Source organism: Parabacteroides sp. CAG:2, from assembly GCF_000436315.1.
Taxonomy (GTDB): Bacteria; Bacteroidota; Bacteroidia; order Bacteroidales; family Tannerellaceae; genus Parabacteroides; species Parabacteroides distasonis.
Genome location: NZ_FR885303.1, coordinates 1 through 17,310 on the forward strand (window position 1 = coordinate 1; position 17,310 = coordinate 17,310).

Annotated in this window: 12 protein-coding genes; 11 read left to right on the forward strand and 1 reads right to left on the reverse strand. The window is 46.0% G+C overall.

Annotation, left to right across the window (positions count from 1 at the left end; all coding sequences use genetic code 11):
* The first annotated feature begins 143 nt into the window (after window positions 1-143).
* A complete protein-coding gene (locus QVP94_RS11175) occupies window positions 144-827 on the forward strand; it encodes an outer membrane beta-barrel protein (protein WP_005857766.1) in 684 nt (227 codons plus the stop codon).
* Between the two features lie 154 nt (window positions 828-981).
* Window positions 982-1,470: a Dps family protein gene (locus tag QVP94_RS11180; RefSeq protein ID WP_005857763.1), complete on the forward strand. Its 489-nt coding sequence runs from the start codon at window positions 982-984 to the stop codon at window positions 1,468-1,470.
* A 50-nt stretch (window positions 1,471-1,520) separates the two neighbouring features.
* Here QVP94_RS11180 and QVP94_RS11185 read toward each other — a convergent pair whose 3' ends face one another.
* Entirely contained in the window at window positions 1,521-3,896 is a 2,376-nt protein-coding gene (locus tag QVP94_RS11185) for a hybrid sensor histidine kinase/response regulator (protein ID WP_005857761.1), read from the reverse strand.
* A gap of 241 nt (window positions 3,897-4,137) precedes the next feature.
* Between QVP94_RS11185 and QVP94_RS11190 the strand changes: the two genes are divergently transcribed.
* The 9 genes from QVP94_RS11190 (at window position 4,138) to QVP94_RS11230 (ending at window position 17,303) form a co-directional block, all read left to right on the forward strand.
* Window positions 4,138-4,935, forward strand: coding sequence for an IclR family transcriptional regulator (locus QVP94_RS11190; RefSeq protein WP_036628756.1), 798 nt, complete (start codon window positions 4,138-4,140; stop codon window positions 4,933-4,935).
* 17 nt (window positions 4,936-4,952) lie between these two features.
* Window positions 4,953-6,728 carry a YncE family protein gene (locus QVP94_RS11195; protein ID WP_005857757.1) on the forward strand — a complete coding sequence of 592 codons (1,776 nt, stop codon included), beginning with the start codon at window positions 4,953-4,955 and terminating at the stop codon, window positions 6,726-6,728.
* Between the two features lie 11 nt (window positions 6,729-6,739).
* Complete coding sequence (locus QVP94_RS11200) at window positions 6,740-7,834, forward strand: chorismate transformation FkbO/Hyg5 family protein (protein ID WP_022192619.1); 1,095 nt, start codon at window positions 6,740-6,742, stop codon at window positions 7,832-7,834.
* Window positions 7,835-7,868: 34 nt separating this feature from the next.
* Window positions 7,869-8,627 (forward strand): cupin domain-containing protein, encoded by a 759-nt coding sequence (locus QVP94_RS11205; protein WP_008779695.1) that lies wholly within the window; start codon window positions 7,869-7,871, stop codon window positions 8,625-8,627.
* Between the two features lie 92 nt (window positions 8,628-8,719).
* Window positions 8,720-12,724, forward strand: a complete 4,005-nt coding sequence (locus tag QVP94_RS11210; protein ID WP_121961207.1) for an SUMF1/EgtB/PvdO family nonheme iron enzyme — start codon at window positions 8,720-8,722, stop codon at window positions 12,722-12,724.
* A 116-nt stretch (window positions 12,725-12,840) separates the two neighbouring features.
* Window positions 12,841-15,288, forward strand: coding sequence for a cytochrome c biogenesis protein CcsA (locus tag QVP94_RS11215; protein ID WP_022192621.1), 2,448 nt, complete (start codon window positions 12,841-12,843; stop codon window positions 15,286-15,288).
* Between the two features lie 18 nt (window positions 15,289-15,306).
* Window positions 15,307-15,621, forward strand: a complete 315-nt coding sequence (locus tag QVP94_RS11220; protein WP_005857750.1) for a hypothetical protein — start codon at window positions 15,307-15,309, stop codon at window positions 15,619-15,621.
* A gap of 41 nt (window positions 15,622-15,662) precedes the next feature.
* The gene (locus tag QVP94_RS11225) at window positions 15,663-16,679 is read left to right on the forward strand and encodes a dihydroxyacetone kinase subunit DhaK (RefSeq protein ID WP_022192622.1); all 1,017 of its coding nucleotides are present in this window, start codon (window positions 15,663-15,665) and stop codon (window positions 16,677-16,679) included.
* Between the two features lie 9 nt (window positions 16,680-16,688).
* Window positions 16,689-17,303 carry a DAK2 domain-containing protein gene (locus QVP94_RS11230; protein ID WP_022192623.1) on the forward strand — a complete coding sequence of 205 codons (615 nt, stop codon included), beginning with the start codon at window positions 16,689-16,691 and terminating at the stop codon, window positions 17,301-17,303.
* The last annotated feature ends 7 nt before the right edge of the window (window positions 17,304-17,310 follow it).

Below are 17,310 nucleotides of genomic sequence, written 5' to 3' on the forward strand. Positions count from 1 at the left end.
AGAAGTAAAAAAGGTGATTCATTGCGTTTGGAGAAGGTCGGAAGTGATTCCGGCCTTTTTCTGTTGGTGCCAATAGGGGTTTTTTATTGTTTCATGTCTTATTCATATATATCGTTCGATTATTTTATCAAAATAAAAAGTATATGAAAAGAGTTGTAGTATTTGCGATGGTGTTAATGCTGGGTGTAGTATCGGTACAAGCCCAGTGGTCGGTAGTTCCGGAAGCGGGTATGACAGTGATGAAGGCGGGTCCAATGGTTGATTGGAAACCGAGTTGGAAGATTGGGGTAGGAGTGGAATATCAGTTGAAGCCGGAATTTCTTTCTCTGAAGTCCGGTCTGTATTATACGCAAAGGGGATATAGTAATGACCAATTCCCCGGATATGGATATGGGCATTATTGGTGGACTGTGCCGGGACCTACTTATGATCCGTATGGATATGCGTATGATTACTCAAATAAGGTGACACGAAATTTCTTGCAATTACCGATTATGGCTAATTTATCGTTCAAATTAGCTGAGGATATTCGTTTGAATGTCGGAGTAGGCCCTTATATAGCCGTAAGCGTATTGGATAAAGGAATGTTCGGGGGATGGTCTGTCGCTTCGGAAGAATCCGCTAAGTTTTATACCCATGATCCCTGTGAAGGGCTTCGTGCTTTTGATTGGGGTATAAGTTCCACTGTAGGTGTGGAAATAAAACAATGCTTTATCAATTTTGGCTATGATGTATCGTTAGGTAAAGAGTATAAGGGAGGATCTATCGAGGCGAATTACCATACCTTGGCTCTTACCGCAGGATATAAGTTTAAATTGGGTAAATAGAAACCTAAGTTCTATCGCATGTCTTCCTGTTGATCGTTTAAATATAGATTCTATCTATATGTATATAGGAATTATCTGTTTGACAGCTGTTTATATTTACCATATCTTTGCAGTATAAGAAAACGGAAAGTATAACAATTAAAAAAATAGCAGTATGAAAACATTAGATTATCTTCATTTAGACGCATCAGCGGTAAGTAACGTAGTAGCAAGCTTGAAACAATTATTGGCGGACTACCAAGTATTTTATACGAACCTTCGTGGTTTCCACTGGAATATCAAGGGACACGGTTTCTTCGTTCTTCACGGTAAATTCGAGGATATGTACAACAACGCTGCCGAGAAGGTTGACGAGTTGGCGGAACGTATCCTGATGTTGGGAGGCGAGCCGGAGAACAAGTTCAGCGAGTATTTGAAAGTAGCCCGTGTAAAAGAGGTATCAGGCGTATCCTGTGGTGACGAGGCATTGAAACATATTCTCGATACCTATGGCCTGCTGATTGGTGAGGAGCGTAAACTTCTTTCCTTGGCATCGGAGGCGGGCGATGAGGCTACGGTAGCGTTGATGAGTGACTATCTGAAGGAACAAGAAAAATTGGTTTGGATGTTGGTAGCATATTCAACTTGCGATTGCAAGAAGTAAAAAGGTTATTCATTGAGTTTGGAGAAGGCCGGAAGAGATTCCGGCTTTTTTTACTGGAACCATTTCCTCATAATTCCATATAATTTGTCTATCTCGATCGGTTTTGCGATATGTTCGTTCATGCCGGCTTCCAGACTTAGCCGTACATCTTCGGCGAAAGCATTGGCAGACATGGCTATAATGGGCATATCTTTGATATCTTGACGGTCGAGATGACGAATTTGCCTTGTCGCTTCGAGTCCATCCATTACAGGCATCTGTATATCCATGATTATAAAATCGTAATAACCTTCGGGTGAAGCGGCGACTTTATCAACGGCTTCTTGTCCGTCGCAAGCTGTCTCGACTTCTGCATGGGTTTCTTGCAGCAATTCATACGCTATCTCGCGGTTTAGATCATTGTCTTCCACGACCAGTATCCGTTTGCCGGGAAAAGATATGATATGAGTCGGTGTGATAAGGACTTGCTCGTCTTCCTTTTTGTCTGAGGCAAATTTTTTCATTAAATGGAATAGCTTGGATTTCATGATAGGCTTGCTTATGAAGCCGTTGACGCCAGCTTTTACTGCCTCAAATTCGTAACCGGAATAATCGTATGCTGATATGATGATGATCGGAGTATCTGGTTCCACGTATTCCCTTATTTTTATGGTGGTTTCGATGCCGTTCATGCCGGGCATCATTAAATCTATGATAATAGCAAAGTAAGTGTCTCCGTCGATTACTTTTTGTACGGCCTTTTCACCGGAAAGAACCCATTCCGGTTTCATCCCTAATTCTTGGAGGTTTTCATAAGCGATCTCGCAGGATACCTCATCGTCATCTACTACCAGTACTGGTAGGTCTACCAATATATTATTGTCGTATTCATTCGTACTTCCCAGTTTGACATGAAACCTCATGGTGAATTTGGAGCCTTTTCCATATTCACTTTCCACAAGAATGTCTCCGTTCATTATCTGGGCGATATGGCGGCTGATAGCCATGCCGAGACCAGTCCCTTGGATATTGCGAATGGCCTTGTCATCCGACCGCTCGAAAGGTTCGAATACTTTTTCCAGAAATTCTGGTTTCATTCCTATACCGTTATCCGTTACGGTTATTTCAAACTGGCCGTAACCGTTATAGACAGAAGGTTTCTCTTCTACCGTTAGTTGTATTTGCCCGTCTTCCGGAGTATATTTGATCGCATTTGTAAGCATGTTCAACAATGCTTGCTGTATACGTTGCACGTCACCTATAAGGCATTCGTGTTTTATCTTGGTGACATGTATCTGAAACTTTTGCTTTTTCGCTTCAAAGGCCGGTTGCACCATGACGAATAAACTCTCTAATAGCTCGTTGATCTTGAATGCCTCTTCTGTCAGCATGATCTTATCACTTTCCAGTTTAGACATATCCAGTACCTCATTGATCAGATTTAATAAGAGTTTGGAGGAAATGGTTATTTTCTTTAAGCAATCAGCTATACGCATCTGGTCATCCATGTGCAGGCCAGCTATCGCTGTCATACCGACGATGGCGTTGATAGGAGTGCGGATGTCATGGCTCATCCGGGATAGGAAATCAGTTTTGGCACGGTTGGCGGCATTAGCGCTCTGTAAAGCTTCCTGCAACAGTTTTTTTTGTTTTCTTTCTTCTTTGATTTCCGTTATATCAGTTCGAGTCATTAACCATATGTTCTTTTCCCTGTCGTAATAGCTGAATCGCATTTTCTTTTCCCGGTTTACGCCATTCTCTATCATGGTGCCATATACGATATATTCTCCATGTTTCCGTAGTATCGGTTCTATATGAGCGATCTGTAGTTTCTCAGTCATTTCTTCGTGAAGCTCAGGTGCCATATATTGCCGGTTATATGAGGCGACTACTCCATCATAGTCATAGCTGGCGATAGGAGGGGGACTATAGCTCTCCGAGCCGGAGGTATACATGACATAGCTATTTTTCGAAGCTTCAATATAGATTACGTAATCATATTCTGATCTTACGGCGGTTTCTATAATTTGCGCTTTTCTGAAATCGTTGATATTACGGCTAGATAAAAGGATTCTATCAGGGATACCTTCGTTGTTAACAAGAATATCGATAAAAGTTTCGTGCCATTCAAAACCGAAGTGATCGTTGCAGAAACGTAAGTCAAATGTTTTATGAAAACATCCTTCGGCTATCATTCTAAAGAAAGCTTCAAGCGAAACCGTTTCATCCCATAAACTACGGTCTGGAGAATAGATGTCGTTTCTTAGAATGTTGGCAAGGCTGGTATAATCTTGTTTTGTATTAATTAATTCCGGATTCATTGAATATTTAAGTATATCGACGCTTCCGTCTTCCAAATAGATAGTCCAGATCGTATCCATGAGATATTGATAATTAGCTAATAGCTCGTTTTTATTTAACTTTTCTTTTTTGCTTTCGCTTGTCATGTTTGTATTCTTGCTCGTTTATGAATGCACTTATATCCTTGTGCTTTCAAGGATATTCCGCGAAAGTAGGTAAATAATATGTATATAAGAGATAAAATCATTGTAAATCAAAAAGAATTGATCATTTTCCTTTAAGGATTTATATGCTCTGCAACATACTTAACACCTTTTTACATATTTCGTGTCTTGTTTAAATTCATCACTGCTATATTTGGTTCAAATCTGAAATGCAATTTCAAATATGGAAAACACGCTGCCAAATATGGAAAAAGTGGATGAGAGCTACAAAGTGCCTAATTTAGAGAAGGGCATAGCGGTTCTTGAGTACCTTTCCTTGCGGTCGGCGGGAGAAACATTGCAAGATATTAAGTCGGCGCTCGATATATCTCAGACTACGGCTTACCGTATTTTGAATACATTGGTGCGGCTGGAATATCTTAATTTTAGTGAAGACACGAAACGCTATAAACTTTCCCGAAAATTATTGACCCTTGGTTTCAGATCCTTGAATGAACACAATCTCTTAGAGACCGTCTTGCCACATTTGCGTGATTTACGTGATCAAGTGAAAGAGACCGCTTGCTTTGGTGTCTTGGGAGATGAGAAAGGGATTTTTATCGAACAAGCGCAAGGACATCATACGTTCCGCTTCGTCCTGTCGCCGGGAAAGCCGTTTGAGTTGCATTGTTCGGCTCCCGGAAAGGCGATTATGGCTTATTTGCCGAAGACGGTGCGAGATCGTTACCTGTCCTACATGACGTTTACACGGTATAATTCCCGGACGATCACTTCTCGTGAGGCCTATCTGGAGGAATTGGAGAAGGTTGGTAAGCTGGGATATGCCATGGATAATGAGGAGGAGCTGAGCGGCGTGATCTGCGTAGGCGCCCCGATCTTTAATTATACGGGATATCCTTGTGGAGCGATTTGGATCTCCGGCCCGAAAGACCGCTTATCGAAAGAGGTGGTGAAAAATACGGTGAAGGCGATCAAGGAGGTTGCCGGGGTAATCTCGAACGAACTAGGATTTAGAAAATAAGGAATACAAAATATACCATGAACACACGAAAATACTTGATAAAAAACTCATTGGTGGCTTGTCTTGTCGGCTGTTGCGTTTCTCTCGCTTCAGCCGGCAACCCACCTTTCTTTACTACGGATGCCGTATTGAACGCAAAGGGGGAGCTATTAATGACACAGAAAGGAACGAGACATCTGGATATTTTTTCAGCGGACGGTAAGAGCTTACTTCATTCGTTTCCGTTTGATGAGATCCCGACCGGGTTGCTTCCGGATGGGGATAAGGTGTATGTGACGACCTTCGAGAAGACCGGCCGTTTACAAGTGCTTTCCTTGGAATCGGGTAGGGTGGAAGCGGCTATACCGACGGGATCGGGAGCCTGTCATCCGATGTTCGGGCCGGATAAGAAACATATATATGTATGTAATCAGTTCGATAATTCGGTGGTCGAGATAGATCCGGTGATGCGTAAGGTAGTCCGGAGCGTGAAAGTGTTGCGTGAGCCTAAATCGGCGGTATTCAGCAAGGATGGCAAGTATATGTTTGTTACGAATTTCCTGCCCGCACAACGGGCGGACGTGGATGTGGTGGCCGCTTGCGTATCAGTAATCGAGATGGAGGGGTTTACGAAAGTGAAAGATATCCAATTGGCGAATGGTAGCAATGCCTTACGGGGGATGTGTATCACGCCGGACGGGAAATATATATACGTGTCTCATAACTTGGGACGATTCACGGTGCCTACTTCCCAACTTCAACAAGGTTGGATGAACACGAGCGCTTTCAGCGTGATCGATGTGGCGAAGCAGGAATTCGTTGGGGCGGTATTGGTGGACGAGCCGGATCGTGGCGCTGCCGGTATCTGGAGTATCGCTTGCGATGACAAGCATATCTTTATCACGCATAGCGGAACGCATGAGGTGAGCGTGATCGATCATCCGGCGATGTTGGCGAAGTTTGAGTCTTATAAGGATAAGAGCCGTCTGGATTACGACTTGAATTTCTTGTATGGACTTCGTGAGCGAGTTACCTTACAAGGAAACGGTCCCCGAAATTTTATATTTTCGGGAGATAAGTTGATAATCCCTACTTATTTCGCCGATATCTTGAATACCGTCGATATAAATACATTGGAGGTGACGGCTACCGACATGAATCCGGGGCGTACGGAAACGCCGGAGAACAAGGGCGAGAAATACTTTAACGACGCAAATCATTGCTATCAAGGCTGGCAGAGTTGTAACGGTTGCCATCCGGGGGATGCCCGTACGGACGGGATGAACTGGGACTTGATGAATGATGGAGTTGGTAACTCGAAGAATTGTAAGAGCATGTTGTATTCGCATGTGACTCCCCCAAGCATGATCTCGGGTGTTCGTGAGAGCGCAGAATATGCGGTACGTGCCGGTTTTAAGTTCATTCAGTTTTTTGAGCCAGAAGAGGAAATGGCGAAATGTGTGGACGCTTATATGAAATCCTTGCGTCCGGTGCCTAGCCCGTATTTAGTAAATGGGGAATTATCGGATAAGGCGAAAGAGGGAAGAAAGGTGTTTGAGAAACTGAAATGTGGCGAGTGTCATAGCGGTCCTTATTATACGGATATGAAGATGCACCGTATCGGCGAGGATATAGAATTTGAGAAAGGGTGGGATACGCCTACTTTGATCGAGGTCTGGCGTACGGCTCCTTATCTGTTTGATGGGCGTGCGGCTACCATGGAAGAGGTGTTCGAGGTCCATAAGCATGGCATCGATAAAAAGGTTTCCAAGAAAGATATCGAGGCGTTAACGGAATATGTAAACTCCCTGTAAAATAAAAGGATATGAATTATTGTGAGAAGATACATTATACGATATTAAGCACCAAGCGGGCCGAGTTCGCCGTTATGGTGGACGATCTATTGTCTCAATTGCCTCAAAACGAGGTGATCATGAGACTGGCCTTTTTCGGTACTCCGGGTACGAATGAGGAATACGTGGCACGCCGGGTTTTGCTGCGGGAGAAGATCCGTCGGTATTATGGGGATTGCGAGCCGGCCTTGAGCTATGTCTCCCAACCGCCATTGAACGCTCCTTTGCTGATGGAGGTACATAGCTATGTGCCCGATGCGCAGGATCGGATTACTTTCCGTCATTATCAAGGTGTTCCTTATGTCTTGTTGGAGAATGCCTCGGGGCGTTTCCTTTTCGCCGGCGGTTTTCAAGGGGATGTACTCCATTTTGGTATCGAGCCTCAGTCGGTGGAAGCTTTCCGGTTATTGGGGGATGTGCTTCGTCGGGAGGGTTTTCCGTTGAATAGCATTATCCGCCAGTGGAATTATATCGAGCGTATAACCGCTTTCGACGGTCAGGATCAGCATTACCAAGCGTTTAATAACGCCCGGTCTGATTTTTATAGTAAAACGGAATGGACGAATGGTTATCCTGCCGCTACGGGTATCGGGGCGAATCTGGGAGGTATCTTGATCGATGTGGATGCCGCCGTATTTACTACGCCGGACGCTTTCGCTACGCCGATCGATAATAAATTGCAGGTGGCTGCCCATGCGTATTCGGAACAAGTACTGGAAGTTGCCCGACAAAAGAAGACGACCCCTAAGTTCGAGCGTGCCAAGAGCATGACTTTTCAGGATCGTAAATTGATTTATATTTCCGGTACAGCCGCTATCCGTGGTGAGGAGAGCTTGACGGGAGTAGGTCTGGAACGTCAGCTACGGATCACGATGGAAAATATAGCGGAACTGATCGCTGACGCTAAATTGGTTAAGTTACGAGTCTACTTGAAGAATAAATCCGACTATAAGGAGGCTGAGCGTTTGATGAATACCTACGGATTAAATATCCCGATCTCTTATATGTGGGCCGACGTTTGCCGGGATGAGTTATTGATCGAGATCGAGGGAATAGCGATACGTTGAAACAAATAGTACTAACAAATATACACAAAAACAAATGAGAAAAGGTTTGAACATGAAAATGGCGGCTATGGGATTGGCGTTGGCATCTATGGTCGCATGTACGGGAAAGACAACAACAGACGCTACTTGTTGCGCCGCTAACGGGGAGGGCAATTGTCCGGAAGGAACTTGCCGCAAAGAATGCACGAACGCATGTAATACTAACAATCAAAAAAATAAAACAATGGCTTATTCAAAGAAGTACACGAACGCCGATTTTTATAAAGACGGCAAGTTTCAACAAGATGTCGCTATGGAAGCGATGAAAGATATGTTTGCTTTCTACGATGTTCCTTTCACGGAGTTGATGGCGAAAGATATGTGGGTGACAGACTTTGGCTTGGGCGATTTCGAAAATGTAGGTATGGGTGGTATTTTCTGGATCAACGATCCGGAGTATAAGTATTTCGCTCACGCTATCTATTTGTTGCCGGGCCAGATGATTCCGGAACATGCTCACGTAAAGACTGACTTCCCGGCTAAACATGAGTCTTGGATGGTAGAGAAGGGTTGGGTATACAACTTCTCTGAGGTAGGTGACGAGACTCCGAACGCACCGGCTATCCCTGCTGGACACGGACCGATCAAGAGCAAGAATTTCGTGGTTCAGAAGGTCGGCGACGTATTACGTCTGAAGAAATTGGAGACATTCCACTTTATGATGGCAGGTCCGGAAGGCGCTATCGTAGATGAGTGGGCATGCTATCACGACAACGCTGGCTTACGTTTCACGAACCAGAAGGCCGCTTTATAAAAACCTATAGGGTTATGCTTCGTAATCCTAAGGGTTGCCGATCGTGATCCTTAGGGTTTCAATAAACAACCTTCTAAATTTAAATTTAATACATGAATAAATACTATATAATGGTATCACTCTTGTTGTCGACCTCTCTTCTTGTTTCGGCAGGTCCGAAGCAAAAGAAGGTGGATAACTGGATTGACGCCTCAGTAAAACAAAAGTCTGAGCTTCGTGCCTCTTTGGTGAAGGCGAACATGCCGATCATGTCGGCTTGGATCAAGGCGAAGCAGAAGGCTGTCCCGATGTCCGCCGATTTGACGGGGCTGGATCAGTTGGTGCTTGTTACGGCCGCCGGACCGGATGGTACGGATTGGGATTGGGGTACATGGGCGAATGCCCGTTTAATCAAGGCGGACGGTAGTTCGGTTTGGTTGGATGAGTTAGATCCTGATTATTGGGTTTCTGGCTCGGGCAGTATCCGCAAGAATACGGATTTATACGGGAATCCTTTGTTGATCGGCGGTAAGAAATACGATCATAGTGTATTATGCCATGCCAATGGCGTGATGGTGTACAATATCAATAAGGAATATGTACGCTTCGAGGCTGAGGTGGGTTTGGCCGATCAGTCGACGGTAGGTAGTGTATTCTTCCGTATCATGAATGTTTTCCCGAAGGAGGAGGCCGCACGTTTGCTAGCCGCTTATCCGAAGGAATTGGGGGCCTTAAACGCTAATATCGATGGGTTGGAGAACTGGTTGACTGCCAGTGACGCTTCCGCCGAGCGTGATATTGTCTTGAATCTGGCTTCTCGTCTGAAAGACGCTGCGTATGTAAAGAACGCTGTTAAGCAGATCGAGACGGAAAAAGATATTGATACTCAGATCCGTGAGTATTTGAAACTTTATGAGAAAACTCAACGTATCTGTAATTTACAGAGCGACTTGAGTTGGTTGAATATGGAGGCGATTCGTTTGGCTTTCAACGATATGAAAAAGTTGAAAGGTTTCGATGCCACTAAGTATCAACCAGTTTTGGATGAGTTGGAACAGCAGGTAAAGAAAGGTTTCGATGGCATTTATAGTGGTGATGAGGCCGCTTTGGTTAATGCCGAGAAAGCGATCGCGAATAAACGTACGATCTTGCTGGCGAACCCGTTCTTGGACGGTGATAAAGTCTTGGCTGCCCGCTTTAAATTAGGTGTAAACGCTCATAAGGCAATGGCTCCGGATTTGGGTACGCAGGGTAATAACTGGAGTAACCAAGAGTCCGCCCGCCGTATGGGCTTCGACGCCGATATCGTGGAGTTGAGTAATTTACGCGGGGAGGATGTACAGGTACGGTCGATCTATAAACCGGAAAACGGTTCCTCTGTCGCCGACTTGCGGATGCATTGGGATGGCGATCGTGCTATGTTTACCCAGACGATGCCCGATAAGCGTTGGAACGTATTCGAGGTGAAATTGGATGGCTCGGGCTTTAAGCAATTAATACATAACGAGGAGCCGGATCTGGAGTTTTATGATGGAACCTACTTACCTGACGGACGTATCATCGCCAACTCGAATATCGGTTATCAAGGCGTGCCTTGTGTAAGCGGTGATGACCCTGTCGGTAATATGGTACTTTATACGCCGGATACGAAGAACTTGCGCCGTCTGACTTTCGATCAAGACGCGAACTGGAACCCGGTAGTGATGAATAACGGTCGTGTGATGTATACCCGTTGGGAGTACACGGACTTGACGCACTATTATTCCCGTATCGTGATGAACATGAATCCGGATGGTACGGAGCAGAAAGCGCTGTATGGTAGCGGATCGATGTTCCCGAACAGTACGTTCGATATTCAGCCGTTGCCGGGCCACGGTTCCGCTTTCGTGGGAATTATCTCCGGTCACCATGGTATTGCCCGTTCCGGTCGTTTGATCGTGTTCGATCCGGCGAAAGCCCGTAAAGGCGCCGCTGGTATGGTACAGGAGATCCCGTATCGTAACCGGCCGATCGTGGAGGAGATTAAGGATGAGTTGGTAAATGGCGTATGGCCGCAGTTTATCAAACCGACTCCGCTGAATGATAAATATTTCTTGGTGGCCGCTAAATTAGATCCACAGGATTTATGGGGTATCTATTTGGTGGACGTATTCGATAACGTGACTTGTTTGCGTAAGGTAGAGGGTGAGGGCTATATCAGTCCGGTTGCCGTACGTAAGACACAGACTCCTCCGGCTATTCCGGACCGTGTGAAATTGAATGACAAAGAGGCTACGGTCTTTATTCAGGATATTTACGAGGGAGAGGGTTTGAGAGGCATTCCCCGGGGTACGGTTAAGTCTCTTCGTCTGCACGCTTATGAGTATGCTTACGTGAAGACTACCTCCGATCATAACTGGCATGGAATCCAGTCCGGTTGGGACATCAAGCGTATGTTGGGTACGGTACCGGTAGAAGAGGATGGCTCCGCTATCTTCAAGATCCCGGCGAATACGCCGATCTCTATCCAGCCGTTAGACAAAGACGGAGTGGCTATCCAGTGGATGCGTAGCTGGTTGACCGGTCAGCCGGGCGAGGTGGTATCTTGTATCGGTTGCCATGAGGACCAGAACCAGATTCCTATCCCGAAACGTGTGATGGCTTCGCAGAAAGCCCCGCATGCGTTGACTCCGCCGGAAGGGGGGACCCGTTCGTTCACGTTCGATCTGGAGATCCAACCGATCTTGGATCGTGCCTGTATCGCTTGCCATAATGGTGAGGGTAAGGCTTTCGACTTGCGTGGGGGCAAGAAGGATAAATTAGGTTATGGCACTTCTTACTTGAATCTGCATCCGTATGTACACCGTCAAGGTGGCGAGGGTGATATGGTGGTTCTTCAACCGTATGAATATCATCCGAACACGAGTGAACTGGTTCGTATGTTGAAGAAAGGGCACTTTAACGTGCAACTGACGGATAAAGAGTGGAAAACCCTTTATAACTGGATTGATTACAACGCTCCGGATAAGGGTTATTTCAACGCAAATGTGCTTTCGAAGGATATCATCCCGTATCAAGGCTTCGACCAGATCAAGCGCCGTAAAGAGTTGACGGATAAGTATGCGAATGGCGCAGGCGTGGATTGGAAGAAAGAGATCTCCGATTATGCCGCTTACTTGAAGGGTAAAGGTGAGATCAAACCGGAGATGCCGGAGAAATTGGCTCCTGTCAAGGAAAAAGAGTTGAAGGTGAAAGGTTGGCCATTCGATGCGGACCGGATCAAGGCTATGTTGGCCGACGAGAAGGAAACCCGTAAGGAGATCGAGTTGGCTCCGGGTATCAAGATGACATTTGTTCGCGTTCCGGCCGGACAATTCGTGATGGGTAGCTATCGTGGGCAATCCGATACTCGTCCGACGGCGAAAGTGAAGATTGACAAAGCTTTCTGGATGGGTGAGTTGGAGGTTACGAACCAGCAATTCAACGTGATTTTCCCGGATCACGACAGCCGTTTCGTGGATCAGCAATGGAAGGATCACGTGGTTCAAGGATATCCCGCTAATAAGCCAGAGCAACCGGTAATCCGTGTAAGTTACAATGATGCGATGGATTATTGTAAGAAGCTGAGTGAGAAAACAGGCTTGAACATCACGCTTCCGACCGAGGCGCAATGGGAATGGGCTTGTCGTGCCGGTAGCGATCAAGATTTCTGGTATGGCGATATGAATGCGGACTTCGGTAAAAAGGATAACCTAGCCGACGTAACCACGCTCCTGCTTGCCGTAAGCGGTATCGACCCGCAACCGATGCCTAAGACTTCTTATTGGTACAAGTACTATACTTACTTACCGAAAGAGGAAGGCGTGGATGATGGCAATTTGGTTCAGGTGGGTGGTAAGCAATATGAAGCGAATCCGTTCGGTTTGTATTGCATGCACGGTAACGTGGCGGAATGGACTCGTTCAGATTACTTGCCTTATCCTTACAACGAGAAATCGAAAGAGGTTTCCGAGTATAAGGTGGTTCGTGGCGGTTCTTATATCGAGCGACCGAAATTCTCGACGGCTTATACCCGTAAAGGATATTATCCGTACCAACGTGTATTCAACGTAGGCTTCCGGGTAATTATTGAGGACTAATAGACAAGGTCTATTTATAGATAGATAACATGGATGCGGCAAATTAATCGCCGATTCTTTCAAAAATGATTAATCTGCGTACATTTGTCGCATCAGTGTTATTAATAAATGAGCAAATGAAAACTCTAGAAAGATTTATCTCTTCTTCTGTGACGACTATCGTCCTTCTATTGATCTACGCCTTTGGCTTGGCTATCGCTACTTTTATTGAGAAGTATCATGGTACTGCCGCCGCTAAAGCGATGATTTACTATTCTCCTGTATTTTTCTTACTCCAATTCTTATTGGTAGCCAATTTCGTGGCTATCGTTATCAAGCACCAGTTACTTAAGCGGCGTAGATGGGGATTGATGGTCACCCATGCCGCCTTTATTGTCATCCTTCTGGGTGCCCTTATTTCCCACCTTTTCGGCGAGGAAGGAATCCTTCACCTGCGTGAGGGAGAGGCTAGCGATCGTATCATGATCCGTACCTCGGACCAGACTCTCTATCATACGCTTCCTTTTAGCGTAGAACTCGTGAAATTTACCTTAACCCGCTATCCCGGCTCTGCCAGTCCCTCTGCTTATGAGAGTGAGTTGCTGGTACATGTAGATGGACAGACTCGCCATGCCCGGGTATATATGAATAATGTATTAGACGTGAAAGGCTATCGCTTCTTCCAAGCCTCCTATGACCCGGATGAGCAAGGAACGGTACTTTCCGTGAACCGAGATGTGGCCGGAAGGAATATTACGTATACCGGCTACGTGATTTTAGTGATCGGCTTTATACTTTGCTTGGTAGGTAAAAACTCCCGTTTCATGAAATTAAGCCGACAGTTGAAAGATTTAAGATCGGGCGCTCGTAAAACGACCCTGTTAGTAGCGATTCTTCTTTCCGTAGGGGGCTTGCGGGCGCAAGGTGCAGCCGCTCCCGAGATGAAGGAGGCCATACAGAAATATGCGATAAGTCCGGAACACGCCGCTAAGTTCGGTGCGTTGCCGATCCAATCGGTAAGCGGACGTATGTTGCCGATCAATACATTTTCTTCCGAGGTACTGCGAAAGTTGCATAAATCGGATCAGTTCGGTTCCTTGAACTCTGATCAGTTCTTGTTGAGTGTCTTGGCTATGCCGGATATGTGGGTCCGGGTGCCGTTTATCGCCTTGTCTAATAGTGAGCTGGCTAATTATTACGACCTTACGGATAAGGATTGCGCCTATATAGAGGTATTCGATAGTAACGGACGCTATAAATTGCAAGAGAAGCTGGAAGAGGCCTACAATAAAATGCCAGCGGAGCGTACCCGCTTCGATAAAGACTTGATCAAGCTGGATGAGCAGGTAAATATCTTCCATCAATTGATCAATTACCAGATGTTAAACCTTTTCCCGAAAGAGGACGACCCGGATCACAAATGGTATGCGCCGGGCGATGATTTATCGGCGTTTTCCGGAAAGGACTCCATGTTCGTTACCCACATTATGGGCTGGTATTTATCGGAGGTACAGGAAGGATTGAAGAGTGGTGATTGGGAGAAAGCGGACGAGGTAATCGGAATGATCCATACGTATCAGCAAGCCAAGAATAAGACGGTAGACATTCGCCCTGAGAAAATACAGGCCGAGATTAAATATAATCAAATGGATGTATTCCGGCAATGTAAGAAAGGGTACTTGATTTTGGGAGGCTTGTTGCTGGTCTTCGCTTTCGTGGCCTTATTCAAGAAGGAAAAATGGGTTACCTATATGACTTGGTTATTGAGTCTGGGCATTTTGGCCGTATTCGTTTTCCATATGTATGGGATGGGAATGCGGTGGTATATCGCAGGTTACGCCCCTTGGAGCAATTCGTACGAGACGATGATTTATGTGGCTTGGGCTACGGTGTTCGCCGGGTTGTTGTTCGTACGCAAGAGTACGCTTACGTTTGCGTTGGCTACTTTATTCGGGGGGATCATCTTGTTCGTGTCCGGCTTGAGTTGGATGGACCCGCAGATCAATCCGCTGGTTCCGGTCTTGAAATCCCCATGGTTGATGTTCCATGTGGCGGTTATCGTGGGAGCTTACGGTTTCTTCGGTATTAGCTGTCTGATCGGCTTGACGAATCTGGTGATGATGAGCGTAAGCGGGGAGAAGAACAGCGTGATGCTCAAAGAACGGGTACGAGAATTGAGTATCGTGAACGAGATGTCACTTTGGATCGGATTGGCCCTGATGACGATCGGTACTTTCTTGGGAGCGGTCTGGGCGAATGAGTCGTGGGGACGTTATTGGGGCTGGGACCCGAAGGAGACGTGGGCATTGATTACGATGGTGATATATGCGATCGTGACGCATCTTCGCTTGATACCGAAATGCAATAACCTGTGGCTGTTTAATTTCACGTCTATCTTGGCCTTCTATTCGGTGTTGATGACCTTCTTCGGCGTGAATTATTTCTTGAGTGGCATGCACTCTTATGGCCAGAATGACAACGTGAACGGGATATTTATTTATCTTTATCTGTCGATCATCCTAGTATTGGGAGCTGGCTTTATATCCTATCGGAAGAGAACGAATTTTAATAATATAATTGTCTAACTATAAATTGAATAGATCATGAGAACATTTAATCACGTAGGAATTGTCACTACGGAAAGTAAAGAAGGGGCGGTTTATAACGAAGGCCTGAGTGTATGGTTGACGGATTACAGCAAGAGTCCGAACCGGATCGAGTTCTTGAAATTCGAGAAAGGCAGCTGCCTACCGGAGTTGGTACAGACCAATGGCCATATCGCTTATACGGTTCCTTGTTTGGAAAAAGAGTTGGAAGGTAAGAAGGTAATATTCGGCCCGGCTGTTTGCGACGAGCACTTGACGATCGCTTTCATCGAGGAAGAAGGTATCGCTATCGAGATCATGGAACTAAAATAATTCGTAAATCAAAATTCATAAATCTAAAGGAGGATAATACCATGTCAGACATCAAGACAAAATTCATAAATGATCCTGAGAATATTACGGCTGAGTTATTGGAAGGCTATGTATTAGCGTATCCGAATCAGGTAAAGTTGGCGGCTGAGAATATCGTCGTACGTGCTAACCCGAAAGGCAATGATAAGGTAGCGATCGTTACCTTAGGCGGTTCCGGTCATGAGCCTGCCTTGAGCGGTTTCGTAGGAGAGGGCATGTTGGATTGCTCCGTCGTGGGTGACGTATTCGCCGCTCCGGGTGCCCAACGTTTGTTTCAGGCACTGCAATTGATGGATCGTGAGGCCGGGATCTTGCTGGTCGTATTGAACCATTCCGGCGACGTGATGAGCGCTAATATGGCTTGCCAGTTGGCTGCTCGTAAGGGTATCAAGGTGAAGAAATTACTTACGCATGATGATATCAGCGCAGGTATAGGGGCGAATGTAGATGATCGCCGTGGCTTGGCCGGTTGTGTTCCTTTGTATAAGATATTAGGTGCCGCCGCCGAGGAAGGGAAGTCTTTAGACGAGTTGATTGAGATGGGTGAACGCTATAATAAGAACGTGGCTACCTTAGCTGTCGCTATGCGTTCTTGTACGCATCCCCAGAACGGAGGTACGATCACGAATCTTCCCGATGGAATCATGGAGATCGGTATGGGCCAGCATGGCGAAGGCGGTGGTGGACAGAAACCGTTGGTATCCGCCGATGATACGGCAGCGGAGATGGTAGACCTACTTTGCCAGCAGTTACAGCCAAAAGCCGGTGATAAGATGTTATTGATCATTAACGGCGTAGGCGCTACTACCCATATGGAATTGAATATCATCTTCCGCAAGGCTTATAAGGAATTAGAGGCTCGTGGCTTGCAGGTGGTGGTAAGCCGTATCCAAGAGATCTTGACCGTACAGGAGCAAGCCGGATTCCAGATGATCATGGCGATCTTGGATGAGGATCATATCGATTATTTGAATAACAAACGTGCGGACGCACCTTATTGGACAACCCTAGGTAAATAAATAATATACATGAAACAACTTACTATCGAGGCCTTCAAGGCCATGTTAGACAATGCGCTGAAACAGATCAAGGCACGTGAGGAGGAATTTTCTAAATTGGATGCCGTAATCGGGGATGGAGATCATGGTACCGCTATCGTTGCCGCTATGACTGCCGTGAATAAAAGCGCTCAGTCTGGAACGGAGTTCAAGCAAATGCTTGGTGATATGGGTATGGACGTGATGATGGAAGTGAGCGGATCGACAAGTACCTTGCTCGGCGCTTTCTTCTTGGGCATGAGCGATCATGCAGAGGGAACCGAGTTGGATGCCGCAGGCGTGAAAGCTATGTTCGCCGGTGGCTTGGCGAATGTGCAACAACAAACCCAAGCGAAACGAGGCGACAAGACGATGATGGATGCCTTGATCCCGGCGGTGGAGGCTATGCAGGCTTGTACGTCGGATGATATCAAGGTGGTCTTGAATGCCGGCGCTAAAGCGGCGCTTGATGGAGCGGAGGCTACGGTACCGATGAAAGCTAACTTTGGCCGTGCCCGTAACTATGGCGAGCGTTCGATTGGTTTCGCTGATAGCGGGGCTACTTCTTGGAGCTGTATGTTCGCTTCTTTTGCTGAGGCGCTATAAAATAATA